At 33.1% G+C, this 19,227-nt stretch carries 17 protein-coding genes and 1 pseudogene; 12 read left to right on the top strand and 6 right to left on the bottom strand.

Annotated features, from left to right (window positions below; all coding sequences use genetic code 11):
* Positions 1-311 precede the first annotated feature (311 nt).
* The 7 genes and pseudogenes from nirB to Q0739_RS12260 all read left to right on the top strand — a co-directional run bounded on the left by nirB (position 312) and on the right by Q0739_RS12260 (position 9,317).
* A complete protein-coding gene (gene nirB / locus Q0739_RS12290) occupies positions 312-2,825 on the top strand; it encodes a nitrite reductase large subunit NirB (RefSeq protein WP_298239038.1) in 2,514 nt (837 codons plus the stop codon).
* Between the two features lie 323 nt (positions 2,826-3,148).
* Entirely contained in the window at positions 3,149-3,526 is a 378-nt protein-coding gene (gene nirD / locus Q0739_RS12285; protein ID WP_298239037.1) for a nitrite reductase small subunit NirD, read from the top strand.
* 24 nt (positions 3,527-3,550) lie between these two features.
* Positions 3,551-4,135, top strand: a complete 585-nt coding sequence (locus Q0739_RS12280; protein ID WP_298239036.1) for a DUF4202 domain-containing protein — start codon at positions 3,551-3,553, stop codon at positions 4,133-4,135.
* Positions 4,136-4,147: 12 nt separating this feature from the next.
* Positions 4,148-5,968: an ATP-binding protein gene (locus tag Q0739_RS12275; protein ID WP_298239035.1), complete on the top strand. Its 1,821-nt coding sequence runs from the start codon at positions 4,148-4,150 to the stop codon at positions 5,966-5,968.
* 87 nt (positions 5,969-6,055) lie between these two features.
* Positions 6,056-6,304, top strand: a pseudogene (locus Q0739_RS12270) (cytochrome-c peroxidase); the annotation flags it as partial.
* Between the two features lie 141 nt (positions 6,305-6,445).
* Positions 6,446-8,740: a type IA DNA topoisomerase gene (locus Q0739_RS12265; protein ID WP_298239034.1), complete on the top strand. Its 2,295-nt coding sequence runs from the start codon at positions 6,446-6,448 to the stop codon at positions 8,738-8,740.
* Positions 8,727-9,317 (top strand): pseudouridine synthase, encoded by a 591-nt coding sequence (locus Q0739_RS12260; RefSeq protein ID WP_298239033.1) that lies wholly within the window; start codon positions 8,727-8,729, stop codon positions 9,315-9,317. The genes Q0739_RS12265 and Q0739_RS12260 overlap by 14 nt, the downstream gene beginning before the upstream one ends.
* On the opposite strand, the gene Q0739_RS12255 is transcribed toward Q0739_RS12260, so the two are convergent.
* The 3 genes from Q0739_RS12255 to Q0739_RS12245 all read right to left on the bottom strand — a co-directional run bounded on the left by Q0739_RS12255 (position 9,314) and on the right by Q0739_RS12245 (position 12,298).
* Entirely contained in the window at positions 9,314-9,949 is a 636-nt protein-coding gene (locus Q0739_RS12255; RefSeq protein ID WP_298239032.1) for a hypothetical protein, read from the bottom strand. The two genes, Q0739_RS12260 and Q0739_RS12255, sit on opposite strands and share 4 nt — an antisense overlap.
* A gap of 4 nt (positions 9,950-9,953) precedes the next feature.
* A complete protein-coding gene (locus Q0739_RS12250; RefSeq protein WP_298239031.1) occupies positions 9,954-10,448 on the bottom strand; it encodes an RNA polymerase sigma factor in 495 nt (164 codons plus the stop codon).
* Positions 10,449-10,822: 374 nt separating this feature from the next.
* A complete protein-coding gene (locus Q0739_RS12245) occupies positions 10,823-12,298 on the bottom strand; it encodes a carboxypeptidase-like regulatory domain-containing protein (protein WP_298239030.1) in 1,476 nt (491 codons plus the stop codon).
* Between the two features lie 128 nt (positions 12,299-12,426).
* Between Q0739_RS12245 and ychF the strand changes: the two genes are divergently transcribed.
* The gene (gene ychF / locus Q0739_RS12240) at positions 12,427-13,521 is read left to right on the top strand and encodes a redox-regulated ATPase YchF (RefSeq protein ID WP_298239029.1); all 1,095 of its coding nucleotides are present in this window, start codon (positions 12,427-12,429) and stop codon (positions 13,519-13,521) included.
* A gap of 20 nt (positions 13,522-13,541) precedes the next feature.
* Here the strand turns inward: ychF and Q0739_RS12235 are convergent, their stop codons facing one another.
* From Q0739_RS12235 to rlmD, 3 genes are read right to left on the bottom strand one after another with little or no spacing between them, the layout of a single operon-like run.
* Complete coding sequence (locus Q0739_RS12235; RefSeq protein ID WP_298239028.1) at positions 13,542-14,273, bottom strand: DUF6048 family protein; 732 nt, start codon at positions 14,271-14,273, stop codon at positions 13,542-13,544.
* Positions 14,239-14,781 carry a DUF6452 family protein gene (locus tag Q0739_RS12230; RefSeq protein ID WP_298239027.1) on the bottom strand — a complete coding sequence of 181 codons (543 nt, stop codon included), beginning with the start codon at positions 14,779-14,781 and terminating at the stop codon, positions 14,239-14,241. The genes Q0739_RS12235 and Q0739_RS12230 overlap by 35 nt, the downstream gene beginning before the upstream one ends.
* Before the next feature lie 8 nt (positions 14,782-14,789).
* A complete protein-coding gene (gene rlmD, locus Q0739_RS12225; RefSeq protein ID WP_298239026.1) occupies positions 14,790-16,202 on the bottom strand; it encodes a 23S rRNA (uracil(1939)-C(5))-methyltransferase RlmD in 1,413 nt (470 codons plus the stop codon).
* Positions 16,203-16,323: 121 nt separating this feature from the next.
* Between rlmD and Q0739_RS12220 the strand changes: the two genes are divergently transcribed.
* The 4 genes from Q0739_RS12220 (at position 16,324) to rocD (ending at position 19,121) form a co-directional block, all read left to right on the top strand.
* On the top strand, positions 16,324-16,803 hold the full coding sequence (locus Q0739_RS12220) for a hypothetical protein (RefSeq protein ID WP_298239025.1): 480 nt from the start codon (positions 16,324-16,326) through the stop codon (positions 16,801-16,803).
* Between the two features lie 5 nt (positions 16,804-16,808).
* Positions 16,809-17,360: a sigma-70 family RNA polymerase sigma factor gene (locus tag Q0739_RS12215; RefSeq protein ID WP_298239024.1), complete on the top strand. Its 552-nt coding sequence runs from the start codon at positions 16,809-16,811 to the stop codon at positions 17,358-17,360.
* On the top strand, positions 17,350-17,736 hold the full coding sequence (locus tag Q0739_RS12210) for a DUF6768 family protein (RefSeq protein ID WP_298239023.1): 387 nt from the start codon (positions 17,350-17,352) through the stop codon (positions 17,734-17,736). Before Q0739_RS12215 ends, Q0739_RS12210 begins: the two co-directional genes overlap by 11 nt.
* Positions 17,737-17,876: 140 nt before the next feature.
* Entirely contained in the window at positions 17,877-19,121 is a 1,245-nt protein-coding gene (gene rocD, locus Q0739_RS12205; RefSeq protein ID WP_298239022.1) for an ornithine--oxo-acid transaminase, read from the top strand.
* Positions 19,122-19,227: the final 106 nt, after the last annotated feature.

The raw sequence follows: 19,227 nt of genomic DNA, 5'->3' as shown, positions 1-19,227 counted from the left end.
AGAAAGTACTAATTTAGAAACATATAAACTACTTGTCAAATACTTTTACATCATTAGATTGCACTTTATAGTCAAAAGCATTAATTCTTTATGATATAATCTGGAAGCGCATTATGGAATTATTTCTCAATAAGTGTTTAAGGTTATTTTTTAGTATTTCATCAAAAACTCATCCCTTAATTTTCTTATTAAATAATTATTAATGTTTCAATTTGTGAAATATGCAATAATTCCCATTCTACGTAAATTTCATATCATAATCATTTAAAAAATACGTATAAATACTTAGTTTTGTGTTTAAATACGTAATTATGCAACAAATTATTGTCGTTGGAAATGGAATGGTTGGTTATAAATTTTGTGAAAAATTTGTAGCTCAAGCTAAAAGTGTCAATTTTAAGATTACCGTGTTTGGTGAAGAGCCAAGACCTGCTTACGATCGTGTTCATTTAAGCGAGTTTTTTGAAAACCAAGATGCTAAAGCTTTAGAAATGGCACCCGCAGAGTGGTATGCTGATAATAATATCGATTTAATTACTGGAGAACGTGTTGCTGATATCAACAGAAGTTCAAAAACCATTACTACCGCAAAAGACCGCGAGTTTTCTTATGATTACTTAGTTTTAGCTACTGGGTCTTCGCCTTTTGTGCCTCCAATTAAAGGTGTTGAAAAAGAAGGGGTATTTGTATATAGAACCATTGAAGATTTAGAGGGTATGCTAGCTTATGCAGCTAAACTTAGGGAAGAAAAACCCAATGCAAGAGGTGCTGTTTTAGGAGGTGGTTTGTTAGGCTTAGAAGCTGGTAAAGCTGTAATGGATATGGGGTTAGAACCTCATATTGTGGAGTTTGCACCTAAGTTAATGCCACGACAATTGGATTCTAGAAGTTCTCAGGTGTTAAAATTAAAATTAGAATCTATTGGATTAAATATTCACTTGAGTAAAGCTACCAATCAGATTTTAGGAGACGGAGCCATTACAGGAATGGAGTTTGGAGAAGATGATATGCTAGATGTTGATATGCTAGTGATTTCAGCTGGTATTCGTCCACGTGATGAACTTGGACGTGCTTGTGGTTTAGAAGTTGGTGTTCGTGGAGGTATTGTGGTAGATAATACCATGAAAACTTCGGATGAAAATATTTATGCTATTGGAGAGATTGCTTTATATAACCAAATGATTTATGGGTTAGTAGCACCAGGTTATGACATGGCAGCTGTTGCAGTAGAACAAATTATAGGTAATACTGAAACTGTAATGCCCGAAGCTATTGATATGTCCACTAAACTAAAATTAATTGGCGTAGATGTGGCAAGTTTTGGTGAACCTTTTATGCCAGCTTCAAAAGGACACTCTATAATTTTTGAAAATAAAACGCAACATTTATATAAACGCATAAACGTTAGTCTTGATGGTAAATCATTACTTGGAGGAATTCTAGTTGGTGATGCTGCAGACTATAATATGCTACACCAAGTGTACTTAAATGGTATGGCTATTCCTGAAGATCCTTCACAATTGATTTTACCTGCTAGTGAGGGCGGTTCGTCTTTTGGAAGCGTATTAGATTTACCAGACGATGCACAAGTATGTTCTTGCGAAAGTGTAAGTAAAGGTGATATTTGTTGCTCAATTACAGAAGGTGATTGTACTACTTTTGGTGATGTTGTTACTAAAACAAAAGCAACTTCGGGTTGTGGTGGTTGTAAACCTATGGTAACCGATTTGGTAAACGAAACATTAAAATCTCTAGGAAAAGAGGTTAAAGAAACCATTTGTGAGCACTTTAATTTTAGCAGACAAGAGCTGTATGATTTAATTAAAATTAATAAAGTGCCTAACTATCAAGAAGCCTTAGATTTATTTGGAGAAGGGCATGGTTGTGAAACGTGTAAGCCATTAGTAGCATCTATTTTTGCTACGATTACTATGGAAACGGCTAACAGACAGCCCACAATACAAGATACAAACGATAGATTTTTAGCAAACATTCAGCGTAACGGAACCTATTCCGTAGTGCCAAGAGTTGCTGGTGGAGAGATTACGCCACAGCAATTGATAGTGATTGGAGAAGTGGCTAAAAAATATGATTTATATACAAAAATTACAGGAGGTCAGCGTATTGATTTATTCGGGGCGCAGATTCATGAATTGCCATTAATTTGGAAGGAATTGATTGATGCTGGTTTTGAAAGTGGGCATGCCTATGGAAAATCATTAAGAACTGTTAAAAGTTGTGTTGGTTCTACATGGTGTAGATATGGTATGCATGAGAGTGTAACCTTTGCTATAGATATTGAAAATAGATATAGAGGATTACGATCACCTCATAAATTAAAAGGTGGTGTTTCAGGATGTATTAGAGAGTGTGCAGAGGCACGCGGAAAGGATTTTGGATTAATTGCCGTGGAGGGTGGTTGGAATTTATACGTTTGTGGAAACGGTGGCGCTACTCCAAAACACGCTCTTTTATTAGCAGAGCAACTAGATGATGTAACTGCTATAAAATACTTAGATAGATTCTTAATGTATTATATAAGAACTGCTGGTCCTTTAGTAAGAACTGCGCCTTGGTTAGACAAGCTTGAAGGTGGAATTGATTACTTGAAGCAGGTAGTTATTGAAGATTCTTTGGGTATTGCTGAAGATTTAGAGCAAGAAATGGAAGGACTTGTAAATAAATATCAGTGTGAGTGGAAAGAGGCTATTGAAAATCCTGAAATGATGAAACGCTTTAAGCATTTTGTGAACTCTGATGATGCAGATGATAATATAGAGTTTGTACCAATGCGCGGACAGAAGATGCCGAAGCAATGGGTTTAAGGAAGTGAAGAAGTTGGAAGCTTGAAGTTGGAAGTTTGAAGGTGGAAGTTTGAAGTTGGAAGTTTGAAGGTGGAAGTTTGAAGTTGGAAGGTGGAAGTTAGTTTGTGAATAAAATAAACATATGAGTGAGAGTTCCCCTCCTTGGAGGGGTTAGGGGTGGGTTTCGCGTTAGGGATTGCAGTGGAAAGCCCACAGCTTTTGCACCTTAGTGCAGAAGCGAGGACTTGTAACGTAAAGCCCGACCTTTTGCGATCCTGCAAGGTTTCTAAAAACCTGGCAGGTATGAGTAAAAGGTAACGCCCAAAAAATTAAAATATAGAATTATGCAAGATATATTGAGTCGATACGAAACAGTTTCTGAAAACGCTGTTAAAGAGTGGTTTAGAGTGGGAGAGACGAGTGATTTTCCTGAGAATAGTGGTGCGTGTATTAAGTATAAAAGCAAGCAGATTGCAGTATATAATTTTGCACGAACAGGGAAATGGTATGCAACGCAAAATTTGTGTCCGCATAAAATGGAGATGGTCTTGTCGTTAGGAATGATAGGGGATAAGGATGATATCCCGAAGGTGGCTTGCCCGATGCATAAAAAGAACTTCTCTTTAGAAGATGGTAGTAATTTAGCTGGTGAAGATTTGAAAATTGCCACCTATCCTGTTAAAATTGAAGCGGGAAATGTGTATATTGGCTTTTCAGATTAATGAACAGTCTAAAATACGCATCTTATGAAGCCTACCAGATTTGAAACCGCAATTGCATTAATTGACAAAGCCAACTCTGAAGATATAAATACTTATCAGGTTGCTGGTATGGATTACCCAAAGGAATTGTTATACTCGCAACGTATGACACGAAAACTATTGCAATTTGAGCCTAATGCTTCTAAAGCATTGCAAATAGCGGCGCGTGCACAACATATATGTCGTTGGAAAATTGCACGTGATACATATCCAATGGATCGTGTGGGGTATTTAAAATGGCGCGAAACCTTAAAACGTATGCACGGAGATTTAACTGCTGATATTTTAAAGCAAGTAGGTTACGATAATCAGTTTACAGATAGGGTAAAAGCTATTATTTTAAAGAAGTTGATTAAAAAGAACGAAGAATCTCAAACTTTAGAAGATACTATATGCTTAGTGTTTTTAGATTATTATTTTGAAGAGTTTGCTGCTAAGCATGACGACGAAAAGATAATTGATATTCTGAAAAAAACGTGGGTAAAGATGTCTGATAAAGGCCATGAGGCGGCTTTAAAACTTCCTTTTTCTGATAAGAGTTTGGCACTTGTAAAGCTAGCTATTTCATAAATTTTTTTGAGTATGACAAAGCACGGCAATTCATTAGACCAAAGGACTTTTGATAAGCTACGCCGTTTGTATATTATTGCTTTGAGTACGATTGCGGTTTCAGTGGTTGTAAGTCAATTACTTATTCGTAATCATCTTAGTGGGCAAGAAAGTGACTCAACGGTAATTAATGTGGCAGGTAGGCAGCGTATGTTGAGCCAGAAACTTACTAAAGACATTTTAGCTTTATCTTCTGAAATTAATATTGCTCAAAAAACAGCACTAAAAAATAATATTAAAGAAACACTCCATTTATGGAAACTCTCTCATAATGCATTGCAAAACGGTAATGATAGTTTAGGGTTGCCAAAAAAGAATAGTAAAAAAGTTACAGAAAAATTTAAACGGTTAAACCCCATTTTTGATACCATAAGTAAAGCTTCAAAAGCTATTATTGATAAGATAGAAAATGTACCGCCTTTAGATTTAGAGCTTTATGAGGCTGATATAGAAAAAGTAAAGACCAATGAGGGGGCTTTTTTAACAATGATGGATGATATTGTAAATCAATACGATTTAGAAGCTGATGAAAAAGTAGCGTGGTTGCGTCAATTAGAATTATGGTTAACATCTCTTACTTTATTGATTCTTTTAGGTGAGTTTTTGTTTATTTTTTGGCCTGCGGCAAAGTCTGTAAAATCTACTCTTGCAGAATTGTTATTTGCTGAAAAACGTGCCAAAAAAATGGCTTTTGACGCTGATGAGTTGAGTAAAGCCAAAGAAAAATATATTCAAGAATTAAGTGCGTTAAGTCGCGCTATGGATGACACCTTGCTTTTTGCGCGTATTTTGCCTAATGGAAGTGTAGTGCACATGGGTAACAAATTTTCGCGACTATTCAAGCTTTCAAAATTTAAAGATGCTACGCTGTTTTGGACTGTTTTATCTACTGAAGAACAGGAACAACTAGCTATTGAAGATATAATTAATAAACATAAAAAAACGGGCTGGCAAGGCGAAGTAAAAGCGACTACAAAAGAAGGGAATAACGTATGGTTAGAAATGGCTGTAATTCCTTATACACCTACTGAAGAGAAATCTGAATTATTGATTATTGCTTCTGAAATTACTAAACGAAAAAAAGCCCAATTAGAAATTGAACGCTTGACTGAAAAGAGCTTTGAGGAAAAAATGAGTCAGCAGAAAATTATTTCTAGTAAAATTATTGAAAATCAAGAAAAAGAGCAAAACCGTATTGCTAAAGATGTACATGATGGTATAGGGCAGATGCTTACAGGTTTAAAATATAATTTAGAAAGTATTGATACAAAAGATATTGAGAAGGCTAAAACAAAGATTGAGCATTTAAAAGCACTTACTACTAATATTATAAAAGGGGTTAGAACAGCAACGTTTAATCTAACACCTCCTGAACTAACAGACCATGGTATTGTGCCTGCTTTAAGTAAATTAACTTTAGAGTTAGCTAAACTTACAGGTAAGGATATAGTTCTTTTTAATAAGACAGATTTTAGCCAACGCTTAGATTCGCTTGCCGAGATTAATATTTATCGTATAACTCAAGAAGCTATTAATAATGCTATTAAATATGCTGAATCTACCCATATAATTGTGTCATTATCACATAGCAAAAATATTTTAAGTATTGTTATTGATGATAATGGTAAAGGCTTTAATCCAGATGAAGTAAAGCGAGTTAAAACAGGTGATGGCGGTATGGGAATGACCTTTATGCAAGAGCGTATTAAGTATATTGACGGACGTTTGTTTTTATCTTCGGAAGCGGGTAAGGGTACTCGGGTTACTTTGAATATTCCTTTGGTGAATGATTAAAAGGAGTTTGCTTGTCATTTCTCCTAGCATAGAAATGACCAATGTTTTTTTTTGTTCTCAAGTCTATAACATAAATATCCGTTTTTTAAGAACTCATTTAAAACAGTAACTGTTAGAAATATTGCTTTAACAGCACCTTATATGCATAATGGTGCTTTTAATACCTTGGAAGAGGTTATGGAATTTTATAATCACGGAGGTGGTGCAGGTATGGGCTTAGATATAGAAAATCAAACACTTTCAAGCGAACCTTTAGGCTTGACTACTCAAGAAAAAGCAGATATAATAGTTTTTATGGAATCACTTACTGATGTTTCAGAGTTCGCTACTTATTAAATAATCTTGCAATGGTTGATATAAAGTATTTCTTCGGTATTAAAGTATTTATTATATAAAAGTAGTTAATAACTCCTAATAACTACGCTTCAAAATCCATTTCAAAATTTCTATTTTGCAAATTAATATTATCTAATAGAAATGAAAGTCTGTATAGCCGAAAAGCCAAGTGTAGCACGGGAAATTGCCTCAGTTCTGGGAGCAAATACTAAACGTGATGGTTATTATGAAGGTAACGGATATGCGGTCACTTATACTTTTGGTCACTTATGTACTTTAAAAGAACCTAACGATTATAAACCATACTGGAAAAGTTGGGATTTGAATAATCTACCCATGCTTCCAGTAAAATTTGAAACCAAGGTAGTTGCAAATTCGGGAATACAAAAACAATTTAAGATTGTAAAAAGTTTATTCGATAAAGCAGAAGTCGTTATAAATTGTGGCGATGCAGGTCAAGAGGGAGAACTCATCCAGCGATGGGTAATGAATGAATCGAATTATAAGGGAAAAGTACAGCGTTTGTGGATTTCTTCTTTAACTACAGAGGCTATAAAAGAAGGTTTTGAAAACTTAAAACCAGCTTCAGATTACGATAACTTGTATTATGCTGGTTTTTCCAGAGCAATAGGAGACTGGTTGTTGGGTATTAATGCTACACGACTATATACGGTAAAACATGGTGGATATAAACAAGTGCTATCGGTTGGTCGTGTACAAACGCCAACATTGGCTATGGTAGTGAATCGGTTTAAAGACATCGAGAAGTTTAAGCCTCAACCGTATTGGGAATTACAAACCATGTACCGAGATACGTTGTTTAGCTATGAAGAAGGTAGGTTTTTAAAAAAAGAAGATGGTGAGGTTTTAGCAAATAAGGTAAAAGAAAGTGACTTCGAAATTCAATCTATTACGAAGAAAAAAGGAAAAGAATATGCGCCTAAATTATTCGATTTAACGGGTTTACAGGTGTATTGTAATACCAAGTTTGGGTTTTCGGCAGATGAAACCTTAAAAATTGTGCAAGCCTTGTATGAAAGAAAGGTGGTGACTTACCCAAGAGTTGATACAACATTTTTGCCTAACGATATCTATCCTAAAGTGCCTAGTATTTTAAATAAGCTTACAAACTATGCTAAACTAGTACAGCCCTTGCTAGGAAAAAAAATAAAGAAGTCTGCTAAAGTTTTCAATGATAAAAAAGTAACCGATCACCATGCTATTATCCCAACAGGAATGCAAACCAATTTACAGTATAATCAACAACAGGTGTATGATATTATTGTAAAACGCTTTATTGCAGTATTTTATAATGACTGTATAGTGTCGAATACCACAGTTATTGGTGATGCGGCTAAGGTATTGTTTAAAACCACAGGAAAAGAGGTTTTAGAGAAGGGGTGGCGTATTGTGTTTGATACTTCGACAGCGTTAAGTAACTCAAATGATAAATTACTGCCTCAGTTTGAAAAAGGTGAAAAGGGGCAGCATGAGCCATCTTTTTTAGAAAAAGAAACCAAACCTCCAAATCAGTTTACAGAAGCATCGTTATTACGTGCTATGGAAACAGCAGGAAAGCAAGTAGAAGATGATGAATTAAGAGATTTGATGAAAGAAAACGGCATCGGCCGTCCATCAACACGTGCTAATATTATCGAAACACTTTTCAAGAGAAAATATATTAAGCGTAACAAGAAACAAGTATTGCCCACGGTTACTGGTATTCAGTTAATAGATACTATTCAAAACGATTTATTGAAATCGGCAGAGTTAACTGGTTCGTGGGAAAAGCAATTAAAAGATATTGAAAAAGGTACCTTTAGTGCTAGTGCTTTTATAAAAAATATGAAGCGGATGGTTGATGCCTTGGTGTATGAAGTTCGTAGTGAAGCCAAACGAGCTAATATTTCGCATGCGATTTCGGTTAAAAAACGTGAATCTAAGGCTGCGGTTAAAAAATTTGCTGGAGTTACAGGTGAAGCTTGCCCAAAGTGCAAAAAAGGTACGCTTTTAAAAGGAAAGACAGGATATGGGTGTAGCCAATATAAATCAGGATGTGATTTTGTGTTGCCTTTTAAGTTTTTAAATAAAAAAATATCGGACAAACAGTATATAAGATTGCTTACAAAAGGTTCTACAGTTAATTTAAAAGGGTTTAAAAAAGATTCCGAAACTATAGAAGGCCTTCTCTGTTTTGATGATAATTTTAAACTTAAAATTGAGCCTAAAAAAACTGCTGAAAAAGAAAAATCGAACAGCTTGTCTTGCCCAAAATGTAAAAAAGGAATAGTAATAAAAGGTAAAACGGCATATGGTTGTAGTCATTATAAAATGGGTTGCGATTTTAAAATGACTTATAATTTAGTAAGAAGTAAGATTAATGGAAATAAACCAACCAAAAACCTGATCCATAATATTTTAAATGGAATCATATAAACAAACAATTCATAGTCATTTTGTTGTTTATAAGCCTTATGGTTACTTAAGTCAGTTTATAAGTAACGCCTCAAAACAACAAAATAAAAAGTTTTTGGGGACTCTTTTTAATTTTCCTAAAGGTATTATGTCTATAGGTCGGTTAGATGAGAAATCGGAGGGCTTATTATTGCTTACTACAGATGGTAAAATGAGCGACTATATTAACAGTAGAAAGGTTGAGAAAGAATATTATGCTCAGGTAGATGGTGTTGTTTCTCAGGAGGCTGTTAAGGAGTTATCTGAAGGTGTTGAAATTGGTTTAAACGGAGGAAAATACAAAACCAAGCCATGTAAAGTGTTTCTTTTAGATAGCGAACCAATTTTGCCTGCTCGATTAAAAAAGATACGCGATGATAGGCATGGGCCAACTTCTTGGGTCTCCATTACTTTATCTGAAGGGAAGTTTAGGCAAGTGCGAAAAATGACCTCAGCGGTTGGTTTTCCAACGCTTCGCTTAGTGAGGGTTAGGGTAGGAGAGATTCATTTAAACAACATGAAGGCTGGTGATGTTATTGAAGTTGATAAATTTCTCTAGATTTCCAGTTTCTTGAGTTCTCTGTAATTTCTGTTTAAACGCTTAAGTAGTAGTCCGTAAATAAGCTTGTAAAATAGCCAAATAACAAGGATAAATATTGCTGTAATTCCAATCATTAAGAGGTTAACAAGTGCTAATTGGGTGTTATTAAGACCTTCTAATGCTTCTGAGGCTTTTGGATCTAATTTAAAGGCATAGTAAAAACCGATTAATAATGAGATGCCAGCAATAATTAGATTGTAAAGCACATAGTATTTAATTATTTTTCTAGTTCTTAAAATGTTTTCCATTAACTTTTTCGCACTATCTGTAACTGAAATTGATCGGTGTGATTTGAAAAGCAAGTAAATAAATAGTAGTATAATGCCGTAGCTAATAATTGTAATTCCTGTAAATACGTACTCATTTGTGTAAACGGCGTCAAGTTTGTTTCTGTATTCTTCAGAATAAATATAGGGTAAAGTGTTTATTAGTATCCATAAGATAAGTTCAGCTATGCTAATGTAAAACAGTGTTTTAACTATAGAAGACGACTTTTTATGAAGCATTGGATAGATATCCTTGCTTGATAATTGTTTGTCTTTAGGCTGTTGCTTGTTCCAGTCCTTCTTTAATAAATCTAATTCATCCATAATTTTACGGATTTAGTATAGTTCTTAGTTTGTTTTTAATACGATTCATCTTCACGCGTGCATTAACTTCGCTAATCCCCATTGTTTCACTTATTTCTCTGTAGTCCTTGTCTTCTAGGTAAAGAAAAACAAGAGCTTTTTGAATATCGTTTAGTTTGTATACTGCCTTGTAAAGCAGTTTTAATTGTTGTTCTTCTGTATCATCATAATCTTCGGCTTTCATTTTGAACTCAACACCTTCAAAGTCTTGCGTTCTAATAGAGCGCTTGGATTTTCTGTAAAGAGTTATAGCTGTGTTAAGACCTACACGATACATCCATGTGCTAAATTTGGCATCCCCTCTAAATTTAGGATAAGCCTTCCATAGTTGAATGGTTATTTCTTGAAATAAATCGCTGTGAGCATCATAATTATTGGTGTATAATCTGCATACTTTATGTATGATGTTTTGATGCTTTTCAAGTAATTCAACAAAGCTATGTTCTAGTTCTTTATTCAATGTGATGGATTAGTTATAGTGTAAGTAGCTTAAATTTTAAAAACGTTACATACTTGCAAAAATAATACTTTAAAAATAACAGTTTAAAATTGGTAAAGTGTGTTTTAATTGATGTGTCTTGAGGTGGAAAAGAGGTAGAAGTGTTAGTAGTTTTAAAATTTAAATATATTAAATTAATTGTTTATTATATTCATTGTAATTTATTGATAATAAAAAAGATGAGTATTAACTATAAATAAAATCTATAACTTATTTTTTACTTAAAAATGCATTTTATTAGAACTTTTCGGAAAGGATATTCTTCTAATAATAATTGAAATTATAAAAGATGAAAGATTAATTTATTCTTGTAAATTGTATTTTTTAACTGCATATTATTCGCCTACTTTAAAGTCTTTCATCTCTTTTAAAGGCTCCAAAGTTTCTTCGTTTTCCCAAATGGTTTTTTCAAACTTGTTAAGTTTTTTATAAGTAATAATACTATCCTGTTTTATAGCTTTGAAATCTGCTAATTCTAATTTGTTATTTGAAGTAAAAAGTAGTTCTTCTTTGTTTCGGTTATCACCTTCAATTTTAAAACTAAAACCTATTTTGTTTTTTGCAGGACTGTTTTCAATAAATTTTAAATCTCTATTCACATAGAAATAACTACCAGTTGTACGTTTTAAATATTTTGGATGGTATTTACTGCGGCTATTTTTTTCATATATAAGTGTGCCTTTACTTACGTTAGCAATGTATTTAATGCCTAATAATAAGCGCAGATTGAGTTTTTGACCATGTCGGTTCTTGTAATAGGTGTAATTTACTCTTGTGATAGCATAGGATTCATCTGTAATAAAAAGTCTGCCTGAATATTTTGCTTTTCCTTTTCTGGGTGTAAAATTGATGATATATGTGAGTTCCCCATTATTATAGGTAAAATCTTCAAACATATACTTGTATAAGTCTGTTTGTAAAATAGTGTTTAAAAAAGAGTTTTTGTGAAATTGAGATCTCTTTAAAAGCCTTCGGGTATTATGATTAAGGTGTTTTATTTCATATTCATTATTTTCTTCTTGTTTAAAGTCTTCATTTTTAAGAGATAATGAGTCCTCAATTTTAAAGAGTCCAGTTTTAAGCTTATATGTTTTTGTGGTATCTAAATAAGTAAGCACAATTTTTTGCGCTTTTTTTTGAATATCGTCAATAGAAAAATCGTTTTTGTAATCTAGTAGCTTGGTTGCTTTGTTGATTATTAGTTTGCTAGAGTCACTATTGAAACAATGGAGTTCTCCTTTAAAGTCCGAAAAACTTTTAATATCACTCACTTTAATTTTGTTAGATAAGGCACTTAAGTTAGTGTTTGCTTCTTCTAAGCTTTGCTTTTTAAAATGCGATGCTTTTTCAATCTTAAAATCTAAACTTTTAAAATCGACATAATCTGTAGTTCTATAAAAAATAGTGTATTTGTTTAGATTGTTATCGTAATTTTTATTAATTCTTGCTTTTACTCTGGCAATAATAGAGTCGGCATTGGGTTTGCTATTACTTATATAAACTTCATTAAGCTTGTTAACGGCTTCGTCTAAAGTTATAACAAAATTCAATGATCTTATATCTTGAATGCTAAGGGTTTTATTCTGATAACCTAAACAAGAAATTGTAACAGATTTTAACTTATCCTTTTCGTAATTTATACTGAAGTATCCTTCTTCATTCGAAATAACACCACTATATTCACCGGTTTTTATAGTAGCATACTGAATTGGGTTTTTAGTGTTTTTATCAATTAGTTTCGCTGTTAAATTTTGGGATATGGCACTAAAGAAACTAAATATGAAGATGGTTAAAAGAATAGTTTTTTTCATTTGTGATGGTTTGTATATATTCAACGATTAAAGCTAAATAATGTTACAAATAATAACTAAGGAAATGATTACATTTGCACTCGCAAAACAAGTTGCCGCATAGGTGGTAATTTTTAATTTTTTTTAAAATGAAAGCAGGTATCGTAGGATTGCCAAATGTTGGGAAATCAACTCTATTTAATTGTTTGTCTAATGCGAAAGCGCAAAGTGCTAATTTTCCGTTTTGTACTATAGAACCTAATATTGGGGTAGTAAACGTTCCAGATCCTAGATTAGAGAAATTGGAGTCATTAGTTAATCCAGAACGCGTTATGCCAGCAACGGTTGAAATTGTTGACATTGCAGGATTGGTTAAAGGAGCAAGTAAAGGGGAAGGTTTAGGGAATCAGTTTTTAGCTAATATTAGAGAGACTGATGCTATTCTTCATGTTTTACGGTGTTTTGATAATGATAATATTGTACATGTTGATGGTAATGTAAATCCTATCCGCGATAAGGAAACTATCGATATGGAGCTTCAGCTAAAAGATTTAGAAACGGTTGAAAAAAAGTTAGATAAAGTTAAACGTGCTGCAAAAACAGGCAATAAAGAAGCTCAAAAGGAAGAAGCTGTTTTATTGAAAATAAAAGCAGGTATCGAGTCAGGAACATCTGTTAGAGCCTTAGAATTTAGCGAAGATGATTATAATGATTTTGTAAAACCTTCTCAGTTTATAACAGATAAGCCAGTTATGTATGTATGTAACGTTGATGAAGGTTCTGCTGTAAATGGAAATGCTTATGTTAATTTAGTTAAAGAAGCTGTTAAAAATGAAAAAGCAGAAGTATTAGTTCTTGCGGTTGGCACAGAGGCAGATATTAATGAGTTGGACGATTATGAAGAACGCCAAATGTTTCTTCAAGACATTGGTTTAGATGAAGCTGGGTCTGCGAAATTAATTCGTTCTGCTTATAAATTATTAAATCAACAAACCTATTTTACTGCGGGTGTAAAAGAAGTACGTGCTTGGACAGTAGATATTGGAGCAACAGCACCACAAGCTGCGGGGGTTATTCATACAGATTTTGAAAAAGGTTTTATTCGTGCAGAAGTAATTGGTTATGACGATTATGTAACTTATGGAAGTGAAGTTAAAGTAAAGGAAGCAGGTAAAATGCGTGTTGAAGGTAAAAACTACATTGTTAAGGATGGTGATGTAATGCACTTCCTGTTTAATGTGTAACCAATACTTATTCTAAAAGGTTATTTATCCTTTTTGTAAAGAGGAATTCGATAGGATAGGGTGTAGCCATAGCCAACACCTATACCACTACTGTCAAAAGTTTTTCCAAAGCTAGGTATATAAATGTTTTCAAATCCTGCTGGTTCTGTTTCGTTAGCTAATCCTTTTAGTTGTAAATTAAGTCCTAGGTATAAATTGTTAAAAAGTTCTGCCTTTAAACCTATAATAAGTTCTATCCAGATAGCAGTAAGATCGTTGAATTTAGTTCCGTCTGTTGATGTAAATTGGGGTTCCCAGTATTGGTCTGTACTATACACTTGAAAACTGTTTCTTGTATGACTAAATGAGCTTGCGCCAACACGGAATCCTGCAAAAATCATGTTATCCATATCTAACCAATTCTGGTATAAATTATAGTCTATACCTCCTTTAAGGTAAGTGCCTTTGGTTGTTACATCAAGATAATCAGTTATGGTTGTTTTTTCTTCAATACCTATTTCACCTGCTATATATAATCTATTTTTCAAACGGTAATCTGCAATAATTTCAAAGCCAGTATAGTCGTCATCAACAAAAGAACGAATAAGCTTTCCTATGTCGCCGCCAAAACGTAATCCGTATTTTTGCTTAATCTTTATAGAATCATTAACCGCATTAGGGATGCTATCGTTTTGTGCGTTTACAGACACACTAAATAAAAGCAAAAGGGATATGCTACTAATGAAATATATTAAAGTGCGTCGTTGTTTCATCTTCTACAGATTGATTGTCGTTAATAGCTTCTCTTAATAATATCCAAGGGGCTGTGTCATTAGTATCTAGTATAATCGACACATTTTTAAAAATAGTTTTATAGCCACAGGCTCTAGAAACATATATTTCTTCGGTAGTGTAGCTTATGGTTATTATGTCTTCATTTCCTTCAGTAAAATCATCATCTGGATTATCTGGTGTTCCGTTATCATTTATTGCATAATTAATATGTAATTTATACTGGGTTGATGAAGCATCAGTTCTTAATGGCAGAATAATTGAGTTTGCAGATGATGCAACATTAAATCCTGGTAATGCATTATCATTTCCAACACCTTGAATTCTTAAATCGAAAACATTCTTTTGTGTTTCTTGATCCCCTAGGTCGTATAAATCAATAATAAGTCGAGGTGTGGTGGGAGTGTTTTCTGGACATATATCGTCACGTTCACAACTATAATTTACTATTATAAATAGTACAGCAATTAGTAGGCTTATTTTTTTCATTAATTAATTTACCTTTTTTCCAAAAGTACAACATTTTCCACATGAAAAGTTTGAGGAAACATATCTACAGCTTGGGTTTTTGTTACTTTATATTGGGCGTCCATTAAGGCTAAATCTCTTGCTTGTGTAGCACTATTACAGCTTACATAAACTACTTTTTTTGGCGCAATGTTTAATATTTGCTGTACTACATCTTTGTGCATGCCATCGCGCGGCGGATCTGTAATTATAATATCTGGTACACCATGCGAATTAATGAATTCGTTATTAAAAACATGTTTCATATCGCCAACAAAGAATTCAACGTTATTAATGTTATTTAATTGTGCATTTTCCTTTGCAGCATTAATAGCATCAGAAACAGATTCTACACCAATGACTTTAAGTGCTTGTTTGGCAATAAATTGAGCAATGGTACCTGTGCCAGTATACAAATCGTAAACTAATTCAGTGCCAGTTAAACCTGCAAAATCACGTGTTATTTTATAAAGCTCAAAAGCTTGATCTGAATTGGTTTGGTAAAAAGATTTCGCATTTATTTTAAATTTTAAACCTTCCATTTCTTCAAAAATATAATCTTCGCCATTGTAGCAAATAACTTCTTGGTCGTAAATGGTATCGTTCGCTTTTTCGTTAATTACATATTGTAATGATGTTATCTGCGGAAAAGTTTCAGAAATAAAATCTAGTATTAACTCGCGTTTAGCTTTATCTTCTTTGAAAAATTGAATTAGTACCATAATATTACCTGTACTAGATGTACGAATCATCATAGTACGTAATAAACCTGTTTGATTTCGAGTATTAAAGAATTCTAATTCGTTTTCAACAGCAAATTGCTTGACCGCATTTCTAATGGCATTTGAAGGATCTGCTTGTAAATGACATGTATTAAGGTCTAAAATTTTGTCCCACATTCCAGGAATATGAAAGCCTAAAGCATTTCTATCACCTAAATCTTTATCAGATTGAATTTCTTCAAGTGTTAACCAACGGCTGTCACTAAATGAAAACTCCATTTTATTTCTATAAAAATATTGTTTTTCTGAACCTAAAATAGGTGTAACCTCAGGGAGTTCTATATGTCCTATTCGAGTTAAGTTGTTGGTTACTTCCTTTTGTTTGTAGTATAATTGATGCTCGTAAGCCATGTCTTGCCATTTACAACCACCACAGGTGCCAAAATGTTCGCAAGCAGGCTGTGTTCGTTTATTGGATAATTTATGAAAGTTAGTAGCCTTTCCTTCATAATAAGATTTACGCTTTTTAAAAGTTTGCACATCAACAATATCTCCAGGTACAGCGTTAGGAAGAAAAATAACTTTTCCATCAGGTGCTTTTGCAATAGTTTTACCTTTCGCTCCCGCATCAATTACTTCTAGGTTTTCAAAAACTTGTTTTTTTGCTTTTCTTCTTGACATTCTGCAAAAATAATAATAGCATCAAATAATCATGACTTTATTTCTATTAACTTTAGGAGAATTTCAGTTTAATTAAAAAATGAACTGAACCTTTTATAATTTTTGTCGTCTATTAAGTATAATGCATGTAGTAAATATACATAAGCGGATTATTAATCAACCGAAAACAGAAGTTTCTCCTTTATTAGAAACCTTAGCAGCAAAAAATGATAAAATTTGGCCAAATAGTAAATGGCCAAAAATCAGGTTTAAAAACGGCTTGAAAGTAGGAGAAAAAGGTGGTCATGGAACAATAAGATATGCTGTTGAAGATTATATTCAAGGGGAGTTAATAGTTTTTAGGTTTTTAACTCCCAAAGGATTTGATGGGATTCATAAATTTGAAATTATAAAAGCCAGTGGTAATAAGACAGAAGTCAAGCATAGTATTATCATGACAACTCATGGGCTTGCAACATTACAATGGGTTTCTATAATAAGATGGCTTCATGATGCCTTAATTGAAAACGCTTTTGATGTAATTGAGAATAATTTTTCAAAAGAAAAAATAGTAACAAAATGGAGTATGTGGGTGCGTTTATGGCGATTTATTCTAAAGTGAAATAGGTGGAAAGAAATAAAGCTAATGATAGTCTTTTAGTGATTCAATACCAATCTGGTAATGTTAAGGCATTAAATTTATTAGTAAAAAATTGGCATCAATCGTTTTGTAATAAAGCTTATTGGTTGGTTAAAGATGCCGATGTTGCTAAAGATATAGCACAAGATAGCTGGGGAGTTATAATTAATAAAATAGATAATCTAAAAAATCCAGAAAGTTTTGGGAGTTGGGCTTCGCGAATAGTGTGTACCAAATCGTTAGATTGGCTAAAAAATAATAAGCGCAAACGAGAGAACCTTGAAACTTTAAAACATGAACAGGAAATCTTTAAATCTGAAGAACATAATTCAGAAGAAATAAAAATCAAATTATTAAAAACCATTAAAACACTTTCTAAGAATCAACAAGTGATTATTAAGCTGTTTTATGTACAAGACTATTCATTAAAAGAAATAAGCGATATTTTGAATATATCGGTAGGTACCGCAAAATCAAGATTGTTTCATGCAAGAGAAAAATTAAAACAATTAATAAAATATAGAGATTATGAAAACTAATATGGAAGATATTGACAAGTTAATAAAGGAAACATTAACGCAAGAAGAGGCAAAATTCTACGATAAATTAGACGAGCAAAACGTTTTCGAAATGGTAGGTGGTTTGTTTCAAGGAAAGAATAAATGGATCATGTATTTAATGAATATTATGACATTAATTTTCTTTGGATTATTTGTGTATTGTACTATTCAATTTTTTGACACTGATGTTACCAATGAAATGATTAAGTGGGGGGTTGGAGGACTCGTATTTTTGTTTGGTGTTAGTATGTTAAAAGTTTTTGCTTGGTTGCAAATGGATAAAAATGCTATAATAAGAGAAATTAAACGATTAGAGTTGCAGGTATCTTCTTTAAGAGGAAGGATGTGCGAATAAGGTTTTTGTAGAATAATTAATATTTAGTAATTTGCGCCCTCCTAGGGATGATTTCTCTCCCACGCTGAATTTTCGGAACTCTTCGAAAGGATAAAGGTACAGAAGGAATGGTTATTTTATCAATTTAAAATTAAATTAAAATGGCTGTTTTAGACCACATTACGTCGCAAGAAGCGATGGCATTAGAAAACAAGTATGGAGCTCAGAATTATCACCCATTACCAGTAGTATTAAGTAAAGGTAAAGGCGTGCATGTCTGGGACGTAGAAGGCAAACAATATTACGATTTTTTATCGGCCTATTCTTCAGTAAATCAAGGGCATTGTCACCCAAAAATTGTTGATGCGATGACGCATCAAGCACAAACACTTACATTAACATCTCGTGCATTTTATAATGATATGTTGGGTAAGTATGAAAAGTTTATAACACAATATTTTGGGTTCGATAAAGTGCTGCCAATTAACACAGGAGCAGAAGCTGTTGAGACTGCTTTAAAGCTATGTAGAAAATGGGCTTATGAGGTTAAAGGAATAGATATTAATAAAGCTCAAATCATTGTTTGCGAAAATAATTTTCACGGACGTACAACAACTATTATTTCATTTTCTAACGATCCTGTTGCTCGTAAAAACTTTGGGCCTTTTACCGATGGCTTTATTAAAATAGAATACGATAATTTAAATGCTTTAGAAGAAGCTTTAGAAAGCTCATCAAATATCGCTGGGTTTTTAGTAGAACCTATACAAGGTGAAGCTGGGGTTTATGTTCCAAGTGATGGGTATTTAGCAAAAACAAAGGCATTATGCAAAAAATATAATGTATTGTTTATTGCAGATGAAGTTCAAACAGGTATTGCGCGTACAGGAAAAATGCTAGCAGTAGATCATGAAAATGTAAAACCAGATGTATTGATTTTAGGAAAGGCCTTAAGTGGAGGTGTATATCCAGTATCTGCAGTTTTAGCGAATAACGAGATAATGAATGTTATTAGACCAGGTAATCATGGAAGTACTTTTGGGGGAAATCCTATAGCTGCTGCTGTAGCGATTGCTGCTTTAACAGTAATTAAGGAAGAGAAACTCACCGAGAATTCAGAATATTTAGGTAAGGTTTTTAGAGCCGAGTTAAATAAATATATTAAGAATAGTACTATTGTTAACTTGGTTCGTGGCAAAGGTTTGCTAAACGCTATAGTTATTAATGATGATGAAGATAGTGATACTGCTTGGAATATATGTTTAGCACTCCGTGATAACGGATTGTTGGCTAAACCAACGCATGGTAATATTATCCGTTTTGCACCACCTTTAGTTATGACAGAAGATCAATTGCTAGATTGTGTTTCTATTATTATAAAAACGCTAAGGCAATTCGAAAAGTAAGCTTATAGAGTAGTTTAATAATAAAAGGCTGTCTAAAAAGTAAGTTCGATGTCATATTGAGCTTGTCGAAATATTTTTAACTTACTGATAATCAATATCGGTTTCG

This window comes from uncultured Algibacter sp. (assembly GCF_947487605.1).
Classification (GTDB): domain Bacteria; phylum Bacteroidota; class Bacteroidia; order Flavobacteriales; family Flavobacteriaceae; genus Algibacter_D.
This window is presented reverse-complemented; position numbering and strand designations above follow the sequence as displayed.